5 protein-coding genes are annotated in these 13,664 nt (G+C 63.9%); 3 read left to right on the forward strand and 2 right to left on the reverse strand.

Features of this window, described 5'->3' with window-relative positions:
* Positions 1-62: 62 nt before the first annotated feature.
* Entirely contained in the window at positions 63-818 is a 756-nt protein-coding gene (locus tag HL671_RS15930; RefSeq protein WP_012046964.1) for a transglutaminase-like cysteine peptidase, read from the reverse strand.
* Between the two features lie 614 nt (positions 819-1,432).
* On the opposite strand from HL671_RS15930, the gene HL671_RS15935 reads away from it, so the two are divergent.
* Both HL671_RS15935 and HL671_RS15940 read left to right on the forward strand, forming a co-directional pair.
* Positions 1,433-7,552: an Npun_F0296 family exosortase-dependent surface protein gene (locus tag HL671_RS15935; RefSeq protein WP_172236964.1), complete on the forward strand. Its 6,120-nt coding sequence runs from the start codon at positions 1,433-1,435 to the stop codon at positions 7,550-7,552.
* 176 nt (positions 7,553-7,728) lie between these two features.
* Positions 7,729-9,963, forward strand: coding sequence for a CHASE2 domain-containing protein (locus HL671_RS15940; protein WP_172236965.1), 2,235 nt, complete (start codon positions 7,729-7,731; stop codon positions 9,961-9,963).
* A gap of 134 nt (positions 9,964-10,097) precedes the next feature.
* Here HL671_RS15940 and HL671_RS15945 read toward each other — a convergent pair whose 3' ends face one another.
* Positions 10,098-11,693 (reverse strand): ABC transporter substrate-binding protein, encoded by a 1,596-nt coding sequence (locus tag HL671_RS15945; protein WP_012046960.1) that lies wholly within the window; start codon positions 11,691-11,693, stop codon positions 10,098-10,100.
* Positions 11,694-11,935: 242 nt separating this feature from the next.
* Between HL671_RS15945 and HL671_RS15950 the strand changes: the two genes are divergently transcribed.
* The gene (locus tag HL671_RS15950; protein ID WP_172236966.1) at positions 11,936-13,579 is read left to right on the forward strand and encodes an ABC transporter substrate-binding protein; all 1,644 of its coding nucleotides are present in this window, start codon (positions 11,936-11,938) and stop codon (positions 13,577-13,579) included.
* The last annotated feature ends 85 nt before the right edge of the window (positions 13,580-13,664 follow it).

Raw genomic sequence — 13,664 nt, forward strand, 5'->3', positions numbered from 1 at the left:
CCCGGACATGATGGCAGCATGGCCTGGAGTCAGGATCGCGGCAGGAGGCGCGCCGGTCCGCCTTAGCGGGAACCCAGGGCGCTCGGAACGGGCAGCGCCGCACCCGCCTCCGACCAGAAGGGGGAGGCCTGATATCGGCCGATACCGGTCTCGTCCATCACGAAGAGCGGGCGAATTTGCCGCGCATCACTATCGCGAACCATCGCCATCCGCTGATTGTCCAGCATCAGCCAGCGGCCATCCAGCCTGACGGCCGCAACGGCGTGATCCTCACCGCGGGCAAGATCGCGAACGATCACGATCCGCAGATCGCTCGCCGCGATACCGGCCAGCCGCAGCGCCACGAACTTGGCGATGGCATAGTCCTCGCAGTCGCCTGCGCGGCGGTCGAAGGTCGCGAGCGGCGCGCTCCAGACGTCCATTCTACCATACTGGGCGAAATCACTGGCGGGCCGGATGGCAAGATTGATCGCGCGGTTGATCTCGCCGAGCCGGGCGCGGCCGTCTTTCGCGCGGCCCTGGTCGACAATGGCGAGCAGGCGCAGAGCCGCGTCCGAGACGCAGCGTTCGCGATCGCCATCGCACAGCGCGAGCTGGACGCGCTCGTCGGCGAGTTGACGGGCAAGCGTCTGCCATTTGGCCTTCACGGCGCCGGCTTCCAGGTCCAGGCGCGGCAGGCCGAACGGTTCTCCGGTGTCTTCAAGGATGATCGTCAATCCCAGCGGCTGCCCAATCGGTCCCGCAACAACCGGGCCGCCAGCGCACAGGCTGGCGGTCAGCACCGCGATCGATGCGCGGATCAGTGCGCGAATGTTCATCTGACGCCCCGTGCCGGATCTCTCCTGTCCGACGTCGCGCATTGCGGACCCGGATGTTGTTGGGGACCAACATGGGGCTTGGGTATTGTGGTCCGCTTAATTCCCGGGAGCCGCTGAAGAATTGGCCGAATTAAGCTGAACGTTGTGTTGCCTCGCTGCGACAAATCCTATTGAAAGCGCCGGATTAACCGTTCAGTTGATCGCAAGCGGTGCGGCAATTCACTTTTAGGTTGCGCATGTGCGGGCGCGAGCAGGTACGACGAATTCCATACAATCTGTAGATATCTGTTGGCTCGATCACAGTCGGCCACTTGAAACTGGCTGATAACGGATTGCGCAGGTGGCGGCAGTGGTCGCCCCCAGCAAAGCGATGCGAGCGAATACTAAATTTTACTTCGAAGGGCGGAATCTTGGTGATTCAATACTTCCGAATATGTGGCGACATCGCGTGTCGGAAGGCCGAATATTGGCAATTTTCAAGCAAACCGTTGACGGAGGCCATTGTTCTGGCCCTGCAGCACAAGCTGAAGATGGTTCCGCCCGAGACTCGCCAGTGATATGCACGCATTGAACGCACATTGTTATGTAATAATTAACCATACGTCGGTGGTCCCGTGAATTACGCTGGTAAATCTGGCGCCGCGCATTTCTCCGACAGCCTCGGTGCGACCGCGCATGATCATGTGCGGTTCGATGCTCCGCCGGCTCACGCGCCCGCGGGAGCCGTCGTCGTTCCGGACGCGCATTTTCTGTTCAATGCCGATTTCAAGCGATCCGGTGTTGACCTGATCCTGTCGGTCGACGGCCGCGACGTGGTCCTGCCCGACTATTTCAAGGGCGAGAAGCGGGCCGCGCTCGCGTCGCCCGACGGCGCGCATCTGACCGGTGACGTCGTCAGTGCACTCTCAGGAGCCGTTCAGGTCAGTCAGGCCGGGGCTTCCGCGCCGGCCGGCAAGGTGATCGGTCATGTCACCAAGCTGCAGGGGACTGCGACCGCGATCCGTAACGGCGTCTCGATCATCCTGCACCAGGGCGACAACGTCGAGAAGGGTGACGTCGTCCAATCCGGCTCGGATTCCACGCTGGGCATCACCTTCATTGACGGCACGGTCTTCGGCCTGTCCTCGAATGCGCGGATGGTGCTGAATGAAATGGTGTACGATCCCAACGGATCGAACAACTCGTCGTTGATCAGCCTGGTCGCCGGGACCATCTCCTTCGTTGCCGGCGAGACCGCCAAGCACGGCGACATGAAGGTCGATACGCCCGTGGCCACCATGGGCATTCGCGGCACCGCCGTGCTGGTGGAGATCGACTTCACGGTGCCGGGGCAGGGCACTCTGCCCGACGCCAAATTCCAGGTGCTGGTCGAGCCCGATGGCCGCACCGGCTCCTACGTCCTGTTCGACAAGACGACGCTGCAGCCGATCGCCGTGGTCAACCAGGCCGGGCAGCAGATCCAGATCAGCAACGGCGTGGTGAACCAGAGCGCCGTTCCCCTGACGCCAGATCTCCAGAAGCTGATCAACGACGTCTTCACGCTGAAATTCACCGACAACACCAACCCGAAGACAACGACCCATTTCACCGATGTCGGCGTGCTTGAAGCGCTGACGCCATTGACCCTGGCCAATGGCACCAGCGCGGTACCGAAGATCCTCGTCACCGACAATACCAGTTCGACACCCACGACCATCACAACGTCAGCGCCGCCCTTTCGCATTCCGGGTCAACTGGAGGTCAGGGTTCTCGACGTCACAGGTGGTGTCACCACGGCATTCGGCGTGAACGAGCGGGTCGGCCAGACCGGGAACAGCACCGATCTCGACACCGTTCTCAGCCGGGTCAATTTCGCCGATATCAACGTGTTCGATCGGCCGACAGTTTCGGTGAGCTTCAGCGCCTTTAGCTACAAGAGCGCGCAGCAGGCCGACGTCACCGGGGCTCTGAATCAATTGCAGTTGCAGGATGTCCTGGCCACTGCCGTGAAGGTCTCGGTCACGCCGGACCCGAACAACAACAATAACGGCTCTGCGACGCTGACCTACAGCGTTCCCGACAACGCCTTCGATTTCCTGGCCGCGGGCGAGACGCTGACGCTGACCTACATCGTGCGTGTCGACGTCAATTACCCCGGCGCCAATGAGTTCAAGGAGGTGCCGATTACGATCACGGTGACCGGCACCAACGACGGGCCCGTCATCACGACCAGCGCTCAGACCATCAAGCTCACGGGCAGCAACGCGCCGAGTGGCGCGCTCACCTCCATCGATCCGACGTCCGGCAGCGTCACCTTCAAGGATGTCGATCTCACCGACACCCACACCGTGTCGGCCAAGCTGACGAGCGCAGAGCTGCCAAACGGCGGCACCATCCCGCCGGCGCTGCTCGCGCTGTTTGAGCAGTCCCTCACGGCCTCCCTGGCCTCGGACAGCACGGGCAGCGGCACGGGGAAGATCAACTGGAGCTTGGGCAGCCTGCCCGCCGCCGCCGCCGATCTCGTCCCGGCGGGGCGGAGCCTGACGCTGACCTACACGGTGAGCGTTACGGATTCTCACGGCGCGATCGCCACGCAGACGATCACGGTGACGATCGCCGGAACGGGGGACCCGAGTCTGGTCTGGATCGCTACGACCCAGGGGCAGTCCGGAGAGAGCAGCGGCGCGCAGGTTCTGTTGTGGAGCGATGGTGCGAATTGGCGCGGCGGCGTTGCGCCGACCGCTTCGGACGATGTCCGCATCGTCACCGACCAGACCCACGGCCTGACCCCGGCGTTCCCCGTCACCATCGACAGGGCCGCTTTCGCCAAGACTGTCAGCCTCGATGATCTCGGCGGCGGCGCCGTTCCTGAGCTCGACAATGCCAGCAGCTTGACCATCGGCGGTACGCTGACGGCCAAGTCCGACGCGCGCATCTTCAATTACGCTCAGGCCACGATCAACGTCGGGGGAGCGGTTCAGCTTCTGGACCACGCTGAATTGCACAATGCCGGCACGGTGCTGCTGGCCGGCGGCGGCGTATTCGGTGCCAGCGCCGGCATCAGCAATACGGGAACGATCGAGCTGTCCGGCGGTACGCTCTCGGTGCTGGGCGAGATCGCAAATGCTTCTGATAGCAGCTCCGGCCTCCTGCAGGTTGATCTGGCGGCAACCTTGACCGTTCAGGGCGGCAGGATCGACGGCGGCACCATCCTGATCCAGGGCGTGCCGGACATTCAGGTCGTCGGAACGCATGAGGGCACTGACAAGCCCGAACAGAAGGCCGACGGACTGCTCGTCCTGACGGGCGGGGCGGTGATCAGCAATGGTGAGCTAGCCAATTTCGGTACTCTCGACGCATCCGGGGGCGGCAACGTCGTCTCCGACGAGCGCGTCACGAATGTCGGCCTGATCGAGGTCAAGGCCGGCGGCGAGCTGACGCTCGATCTCGACACCCGCGTCGACAATGCGTCGGGAGTCATCAAGATCGAGGATACGGCCCGGCTGGCTTTGTCGGGAGCGCTCATCACCGGTGGTACGGTCACCAATCACGGCACCGTGGCGGTGGTCGGGGACAGCAGCATCGATGGCGGCGCGGTGAATGGCGGCGCAATCCTGGTCGGCGATACCGGCGGCGGCAACGTCCAGCTTCTGGCCGTCGCCGCGGCCGAGGCGCCCGTAAGCCTGACCCTGAAGGGCGGTACTGTCGTGACCGGTGCCAGCCTGGCGATCGATGCTGGCGCCATGCTGGAGGTTGCCTCGGCGGCCGGCGCGACGCTGAACGGCGTCGCAGCGCTCAACTCCGGAACGGTTCAGGTCGACCAGAATTCATTGCTGGTGCTCGAGAACAGCACGATCAGCGGTGGCGGCCTCGTCAATCGCGGCACGGTGCATGTCGAGACCCAGGCCGCAACGGCGTTCGATCACGTCGCGATCGACAATGCGGGCGGTGCAATCATCATTGATGATGATGGCGCTGCGGCGGTGCCATCGACCCTGGTGCTGGGTGGCGGCACGACGATGGCCGGCGGAACACTGAGCATCGGCATCGTCGGAACGCTGGAGGTGTCCGGGCGCGACGTGACCCTGTCGGGCATGCATGTCGATAATGCCGGCGTCTTCACGGTGGATCTCGGGGCGATCCTTGGCCTTGCCGGCACCACTGTGAGCGGCGACGGCACGCTGCATGTTTACGGAACGATCACCGCGAGCGGCCTCAGCAGCGTCGGTGGCAGCATCATCAATGACGGCAAGATCGAGATCGTCGGCGGGACGTTCGATGTCGCCGGCTCGATCTCCGGCGCAGGGACGATCGTCATCGATCCCGGTGCCATCCTGCACCTTGGCGGCGGCAACGCGCAGACGATCGATTTCAGCGGCCTGGGCAGCAGCGAGCTCGTCGTCGACGGCGCCAGCTTCTCCGCCAAGATCAGTGGTCTCGACGTCTCCGACAAGATCGACCTGTCGGCGATTGCTTGGAATGCCACGACGAAAGCATCCTACGACGCGAAGACTGGCGTCCTGACGGTCAGCGACGGTGATGGTGACAGCATCAGCCTGACCTTGAGTGGCGCCGACTATTCGGGGGCTCACTTCGTCGGCAGCGATGACGGCCATGGCGGAACGCTGATCACGCTGGCCGCCGAAGATTCGGCGCCGGTCATCAGCAATCCCGCCCAATCCCGCGCGATCGCGGAAACGACCGGACAGACCGGATCGCTCGATTCGCACAGCATTGGCGGCACGATTCATTTCAGCGATCGCGACCTGAGCGATCGTCCGACCGCTGCAATTCTGCCTCATTCTCAAAGCGTCAGCTGGATCGCGGCGGATCACCACACCGATCTCTCCAGCCAGTTGACGTCGGGCCAGATCGCCGCGCTGGAGCAGGCGCTGCAGCTGAGCCAGAGCGGCAACACCAACAATGGCACCGTCGCCTGGACCTATTCCGTCGCCGATGGAACGCTCGATTTCCTTGGCGAAGGTGAGAGCGTGACCGTCACCTCCACGGTGACAGTCGATGATCATCACGGCGGCACCGCCCCTGCGACGATCGTGGTGACCATCACAGGCAGCAATGACCGGCCCGTGGTGACAAGCGACGTGCAGACCGCTGAGCTCGCCGAGCGGGCGAACACGTCCGGCTCCGATTTGCCCGACAGCGCGAGCGGCGTCATCACCTTTACTGATGCCGACGCCACCGATGCGCATATCGTCAAGGTGACCGGCGTCGTCGCGACCGGCGATGATGGCAGCCTGCCGTCCGACAACTCGGTGCTCAAGAGCTGGCTCTCGCTCGGCGCATTGACCGATTCCGGCAAGGGCGCTGTCGGGTCGCAGGCGTGGACCTTCTCCGCCCCTGACAAGATGTTCGATTATCTCCGTGCCGACCAGAAGGTGACGCTGACCTATACGGTCGAGATCGACGATGGTCATGGCGGCATTCGCGATGTGCCGGTCACCGTCACCGTGCACGGCGCAGACGACGCACCCGTCATCGTCGGCGAAACGAACCCGGCCACTCAGATCGTCGTCCTGGCGGAGCAGGCGACCGTGCTTCCGGCCGGCACCACGGTCAACGCCGAGGGCATGGCGACGGAGACGTTCGATGGCATCACCGCCGGTTCAGCCTCGGACAATGGCGCTGGTTACGGCAGCTTCTACAGCGAAGCGCTGCACGCCACCTTCACGGCGGAAGGGCGGGCCGGTGTCGTTCACGGCTCCTCGTCGGTCTCCACGGCGCCCTATGTCGGCGGTGGCCAGGACCAGACCAACTATCTGAGCATCGGCAATCACGGTCAGCAGACCATCACCTTCGACAGCGTGAAGAACAGCTTCGGGCTGTATTGGGGCTCGGTCGACGGGTACAACACCATCTCGTTCTACGATGGTGACAAGCTGGTCGCATCCTATACCGGCAGCGATGTCGCGCCGCTGCTCGCGGATGGCGGACGGGGCTCCTTCGCTTCGAACGGCTATGTCGAGTTCCTGGGACTCGCGCCGTTCAACAAGGTCGTGCTCGAGAGCAGCGTCGACGCGTTCGAGATCGACAATGTGTCTGCAGGCTATATCGCCGACCAGCCGGTGAAGCTGGCGAGCGGCATGTCGGGCACCCTCACCGTGATCGACAGGGATGTCGGCGACACCCTGACCGCATCGGTACTCGGCAGCGCTGTCGTCAAATACAACGGTTCATCGACCCTGCCGGCCAATGCGCATGCCGAGGCGTTGGCCGCCGCCGGCGCCGTCACGTTCGATAGCGCGACCTCCAATGGTGGCTCGCAGGTGTTGCACTGGACCTATCATCCGGGTGACGTCGACCTGGATTTCCTCCAGCCCGGCGACACGCTGACCGTGACCTATCAGGCCGCTGTCAGCGATGGTCACGGCACCTCCGGCATTCAGCCACTAACCGTGACGCTGGTCGGCAACGGCGCGGCGACGGTGACCGGGACCAGCCAGGACGACAATTTCGTCAATGTCGGTGGCGGCGCGACCATTTTCGGCCAGGGCGGCAACGACACGTTCGTCTTCAATCCGCATTTCGGCAGCGCCACGATCGCCGATTTCGACGTCAACAGGGACACGATCGAGATCGACCATTCGCTGTTCGCCAATGTGGCGGCGATCCTGGAGAGCGCCAAGACGGTGAATGGTGACACGGTGATCACCGATGCGGCGCATGACACGATCACGCTCAAGGGTGTCACGGTCGCGCAGCTGCAGAACCATCAGAACGATTTCCACATCGTCTAGAGCATGATCCGGACAAGTGGAAACCGGCTTTCCGCGAGACATCATGCGCAGACGAAGTGCCATGGCGGGGGCAGCGGTCCTTGGCACGCCATGATCGCCCTTGACAAAGGTGGATGCCGGCGCAGACCTCGTGACGCTCGGCCTGTCGAAGCCAAGCGCGCAATGGCGGTCCTGTCATGAAGCGATTGAAGGCCGTGCCAAGATGGTTCGCGCGCCGGTTCGGCTATGCGCGCGCGATCTGCCTGCTGCTGCTGCTGGGCTTTGCGGGTCTGCGCGTCGCCGATCCGGCCCTGGTGCAGGAATTGCGCGTCCGGACCTTCGACAACTTCCAGGTCCTGAGCCCACGGGTGAAGACGGTGCGGCCGGTGACCATCGTCGATATCGACGAAAAGAGCCTTGCTGATCCCAAGCTCGGTCAGTGGCCCTGGCCGCGCACGCGCATCGCGGAGATCATCGACAGGCTGACGCGACTCGGTGCGGTCGTCATCGCCTTCGACGTGGTGTTTGCCGAGCCGGACCGGCTCAATCCCGCGCTCGCGGCCGAGACCTTTCCCAATCTTGACGAGGCAACGCGCGACAAGCTCAGGACCCTGCCTTCCAATGACCAGGTGCTCGCCGAAGCGTTGCAACGATCGCGCGTCGTGCTCGGCGAATCCGGTGGTCCTGAGGCCCGCGCAGATCTCGACAGGACATTGCCCAAGACGGGCATCGCGACCCGCGGCCAGGATGCAGAGCGGTTCATGTGGAACTTCCCGGGGCTGTTGCGCAACGTCTCCGTGATCGAGCACGCGGCCGCCGGGCGCGGCCTGTTCACCATCAAGCCGGAGCGCGACGGCATCATCCGCCGGGTCCCGATGATCATGCTGGCCCAGGGGGACATCATGCCGTCGCTGAGCTTCGAGATGCTGCGGGTCGCGACCGGCTCGGACACGATCCTCATCGAGACGGACAAGAGCGGCATCATCAGGCTCCGGCTCGGGCGCGTGCAGATTCCGACCGACACGCACGGGCAGCTCTGGTTGCATTATGCCGAGCGTGATCCATCGATCTACGTGTCCGCCATCGACGTACTGGACGGCCGGGTGCCACCGGAGAGGATCGCCGGCAAGCTGGTGCTGATCGGACCCTCGGCGGCCGGCCTGAATGACATCAAGACGACGCCGATCTCGCCGGCGATGCCGGGGGTCGAGGTGCACGCCCAGGTCCTGGAGAGCGCGCTGACGGGCGCGATCTTGACGCAGCCTTATTGGGGGCTGCCGGCGGAGTTTTTCGGCGCGCTGGTGCTCGGCCTGCTCGTCATCGTGTTCGCCCCGCAACTCGGCGCCGTCACGTTGGTGGTGGTCGGCGCCGTGTTTGCGACCGCGCTGATGGGCCTGTCCTGGTACTTCTACACCCAGCACCGGCTATTGATCGATTTCACCTACCCGATGCTGTCGACCACGGCCATCTATCTGACGCTGATCTTCGCGAGCTTCGTGCGCGAGCAGAGCCAGCGCCGGCAGATCCGTTCCGCCTTCGGCCAGTATCTCTCGCCGGCGCTCGTCGAGCAGCTCGCGCACTCGCCGGAGAAGCTGGTGCTCGGCGGCGAGGAGCGTGAGATGACGATCATGTTTTCCGACGTGCGCGGCTTCACCACGATTTCCGAAAGCTACAAGCACGATCCGCAGGGCCTCACGCGGCTGATGAACCGCTTCCTGACGCCGCTGACCAATGCGATTCTGGCGCGCAAAGGCACGATCGACAAATATATGGGCGACGCCATCATGGCGTTCTGGAACGCCCCGCTCGATGATGCGCGGCATCAATTGAATGCCTGCGAAGCCGCGCTGGATATGCTCGCGCGCGTCGACGAGCTCAACCAGGCGCGCGAGCAGGAGGCCAAGGACGGCGGTCACGTCTATATTCCGATCAATATCGGCATCGGTCTCAACACCGGCGTCTGCGTGGTCGGCAATCTCGGCTCGGATCAGCGCTTCGATTATTCGGTGCTGGGCGACAGCGTGAATCTCGCTTCCCGACTCGAGGGGCAGTCCAAGGAATACGGCTTCCCGATCATCGTCGGCTCGAAGACCGCGCTCGCCGTCAAGGACAGGCTGGCGATTCTCGAGCTCGACTTCGTCATGGTCAAGGGCAAGACCGAGCCTGAGGTGATCTATGCCATTACCGGGCGTGAAGACGTGATGCATTCCGAGCGCTTTCAGCGCCTGCGCAATCTCACCATCGAGATGCTGGCGGCCTATCGCAGCCGCGATTGGGACGAAGCGCTGACCGCGATCGGACGCGGACGCCGGAGCGACGAGGCGCACGAGCTCTCGAAGCTCTACGATCTCTACGAAGCGCGTATCCGCAATTATCAAAAAAGCCCACCGCCTGACGACTGGAACGGCGCCTACGCACTGATGACGAAGTAGTCGCGCTCCGTGGCGCAAGGGTCTCGCGGCCGCCATTGCGAGGAGCGAAGCGACGACGCAATCCATGGCCGGTGGCCCGGCCCAGGATGGCTTCGCCGCGCTCGCAATGACGACCGCGCGCGACGCTGCCGCAGCTACTCCGCCCCGATCGTCGTCAGGTCCTGGAACCAGTGCTGGGCCTGCACGAACTTCTTCACCTTCGGCGACAGCGCGTGCGGGTTGGTGTCGTGCACGACCCAGACCAGAACGGCATCGTCGACGACGGCCGCATGGGCCTGGGCGATCAGTTCGTCCTGCTTGGCCGGATCGAAGGTCTGCTTGGCCTCGGCGATCAGCGCATCGACCTTCGGGTTCTTGTAGCCGCCCCAGTTGACGCCTGTGGGCGCGATCTGGTCTGACGCGAAGAAGCGCACGATGGCATAGAGCGGATCCGACGTGACATAGGCGATGTTGTTGGCGGTGATGCCGGCATTCATCTCGTCGGCCGCGCCCTTACGCCAATGCGTATACAGAGTCTCGAGCTCGACCACCTTGAAGTCGATGTCGATGCCGATCTCCTTGAAGCTCTGCTGCAGGAACTCGTTCATCGGCAGCGACAGCATCTGTCCAGTGCCGCCTTGCGCGATGATGAAGGTCGTCTTCAGCGGCTTGGCTGGTGAGTAGCCGGCCTCCTCGACCAGCTTCTTGGCCGCGGCGAGATCATATTTCAGCTCGAAGCTCGGCTTGCCGAACCACGGGCTCGACGGATCGACCTGGCCTTTGGCCGGCTTGGCGAGGCCGTTCATCAGCCCCACGACCTCGTCGCGATTGATCGCGAGGTTGAGCGCCTTGCGCAGGCGGATGTCGGTCCAGGGCGAGCCCGGCAGCACGCTGAGATGGTAGTTCCAGACATGCGGCGTGACGTTGTCGACGAGCTTCATGCCGGCGGCCTTGAGCTGCGGCACAGCGTCCGGCGCCGGCGTCTCGATCAGGTCGACCTGGCCGGCGAGCAGCGCGTTGGTGCGCGTCAGCGCCTCCGGCATCGGCACCAGCACCAGCTTGTCGGTCTTGGGCAGCCGGTCCTTGTTCCAATATTCGGAATTCTTGCTGAGCTCCGCGAGCTCGCGCGGCACCAGTTTGGTCAGCTTGAACGGACCGGTGCCGGAGGGCTGGCTGGCGAACTTGTCCCAGTCCTTGCCGAGCTTCTCATATTGCGCCGGGCTCGAAATCAGGAACCACAGCATTTGATAGGGGAAGAACGAATCGACGGTCTTGGTGGTGATCTCGACGGTGGAGTCGTCGATCTTGGCGTAGCTCGCGACCGACGGAAGGCGGGTCTTTACCTGCGCGCTCTGCCGCTTGTCGAACTGCGGTGCCTTATCGTTGAGCACCTTGTCCAGATTCCAGATCACCGCGTCGGCATTGAAGTCGCTGCCGTCGTGGAACTTGACGCCCTTGCGCAGGGTGAAGCGCCACTTGGTCTTGTCGGCGTCATCGACCTTCCACTCGGTGGCGAGGCCAGGGATCAGCTTGCCGGGCTTGTCGGCGACGCTCATGTCCCAGGCGACCAGCGGATCGTAGATCGTATAGCCGGTAAACTGATAGGCCCCGGCGCCGCGATCCGGCTGTCCCGTGGTCAGCGGGATGTCGGCCATCGAGATGCCGTAGCGCAGGATGGTCTCGGCACGCGCAGCGACGGCGGACAGGCCGAGCGCGAGCGCGGTGGCGAGCAGGGAAAGTCGGACACGCATGCAGGGGAGCTCCGTTGCGATGTCGGCTCCGCGGCAGCGAAACCGGATCAAATTCGCAAGCGGACCTGCAATCCGGGTGCCACGGCCCGCGCGGGGATCGTTTGAACACAAACGGTTGTGACCACGCGTCGCAGGGGCACTGTGCGCCGGGTCGCTGGCACAGCCGTTGCATACATTTGCTTAGAAATTAGCCACTGATCGGAGATGTGATCGTGCTGTCGAGCGTTACGAATTCGTTGACCATGCGAGCGGCTGTTGTGGCCGCGATGATGACGACGGTCTCGGCCTTCGCGCTGCCGGCGACGGCCGGTGCGGACTCCGTGCTGCGCATCGGCATGACCGCGGCCGACATTCCGCGCACGCTCGGCCAGCCCGACCAGGGCTTCGAGGGCAACCGCTTCACCGGCCTCACGATGTACGACGCGCTGACGATGTGGGACCTGTCGTCGGCGGACAAGCCGAGCGTCGTCATTCCCGGCCTCGCCACCGAGTGGAAGGTCGATGACGCCGACAAGACCAAATGGACGTTCAAGCTGCGCCCCGGCGTCACCTTCCATGATGGTGCGCCGTTCAATGCCGATGCCGTGGTGTGGAACGTCGAGAAGGTGTTGAAGCAGGACGCGCCGCAGTTCGATGCGAGTCAGGTCGGCGTCACCGCCTCGCGCATGCCGACGCTGGTGTCGGCGCGCAAGATCGACGATCTCACCGTGGAGCTGACGACGAAGGAGCCTGACAGCTTCCTGCCGATCAATCTCACCAATCTGTTCATGGCGAGCCCGGCCAAGTGGCAGAAGCTCTATGAGGCCGCGAGCGGCGCCGACGACAAGGCGAAGTCACAGGCCGCCTGGGCCGCGTTCGCCAAGGACGCCTCGGGCACCGGCCCGTGGAAGATCAGCAAGTTCACGCCGCGCGAGCGGCTGGAGCTCGTGAAGAACGAGGCCTATTGGGACAAGGCGCGCGTGCCCAAGGCCGACAAGATGATCCTGCTGCCGATGCCGGAAGCGAATGCACGCACGGCGGCGCTGCTGTCCGGACAGGTCGACTGGGTCGAGGCGCCGGCGCCGGATGCGCTGCCGGAGATCAAGCAGCGTGGCTTCAAGCTCTACGCCAATGAGCAGCCGCATGTCTGGCCATGGCAGTTCTCGCGCGTCGAGGGCTCGCCCTGGAACGACATCCGCGTTCGCAAGGCCGCCAATCTCTGCGTCGATCGCGAGGGCCTGCGCGATGGCCTGCTCGCCGGCCTGATGGTGCCCGCGAGCGGCACTTTCGAGAAAGGACATCCCTGGCGCGGCAACGTCACCTTCGAGATCAAATACGACAAGGCGGCCGCGCAGAAGCTGATGCAGGAGGCCGGCTTCGGACCCGGCAAGAAGCTCGAGGTCAAGATCCAGACCTCGGCGTCGGGCTCGGGCCAGATGCAGCCGCTGCCGATGAACGAATATCTGCAGCAGGCGCTGGCGGAGTGCTATTTCGACGTCAAGCTCGATGTCATCGAGTGGAACACGCTGTTCACCAATTGGCGCCGCGGCGCCAAGGATCCGTCGGCGAACGGCGCCAACGCCACCAATGTGACCTATGCGGCGATGGATCCGTTCTTCGCGCTGGTGCGCTTCCTGCAGTCGTCGATGGCGCCGCCGGTCTCCAACAATTGGGGCTTCATCAACAATCCCAAGTTCGACGAGCTGGTGAAAAAGGCGCGCCAGACCTTCGATCCCACCGAGCGCGACAAGGCGCTGGCCGAGCTGCACGCGGCCTCGGTCGACGACGCCGCGTTCCTTTACGTCGCCCACGATGTCGGCCCGCGCGCGATGAGCCCGAAGGTCAAGGGCGTGGTGCAGCCGAAGAGCTGGTTCATCGACTTCTCGCCGATTTCGGTGGAGCCGTAAGCGACGATCTCCCAGTATTTGTCATGGCCGGGCTCGACCCGGCCATCCACGTTTCGATCCGAGGAGAGAAAGACGTGGATGCCCG

Origin of the sequence: Bradyrhizobium denitrificans, assembly GCF_013179005.1 — a bacterium.
GTDB classification, from domain to species: domain Bacteria; phylum Pseudomonadota; class Alphaproteobacteria; order Rhizobiales; family Xanthobacteraceae; genus Bradyrhizobium; species Bradyrhizobium denitrificans.

What these genes read in the sequence shown, in the direction of transcription:
- HL671_RS15930 (WP_012046964.1), bottom strand. Translation starts at nt 818, where the DNA reads ATGAACATTCGCGCACTGATCCGCGCATCGATCGCGGTGCTGACCGCC.
- HL671_RS15940 (WP_172236965.1), top strand. Translation starts at nt 7,729, where the DNA reads ATGAAGCGATTGAAGGCCGTGCCAAGATGGTTCGCGCGCCGGTTCGGC.
- HL671_RS15945 (WP_012046960.1), bottom strand. Translation starts at nt 11,693, where the DNA reads ATGCGTGTCCGACTTTCCCTGCTCGCCACCGCGCTCGCGCTCGGCCTG.
- HL671_RS15950 (WP_172236966.1), top strand. Translation starts at nt 11,936, where the DNA reads ATGCGAGCGGCTGTTGTGGCCGCGATGATGACGACGGTCTCGGCCTTC.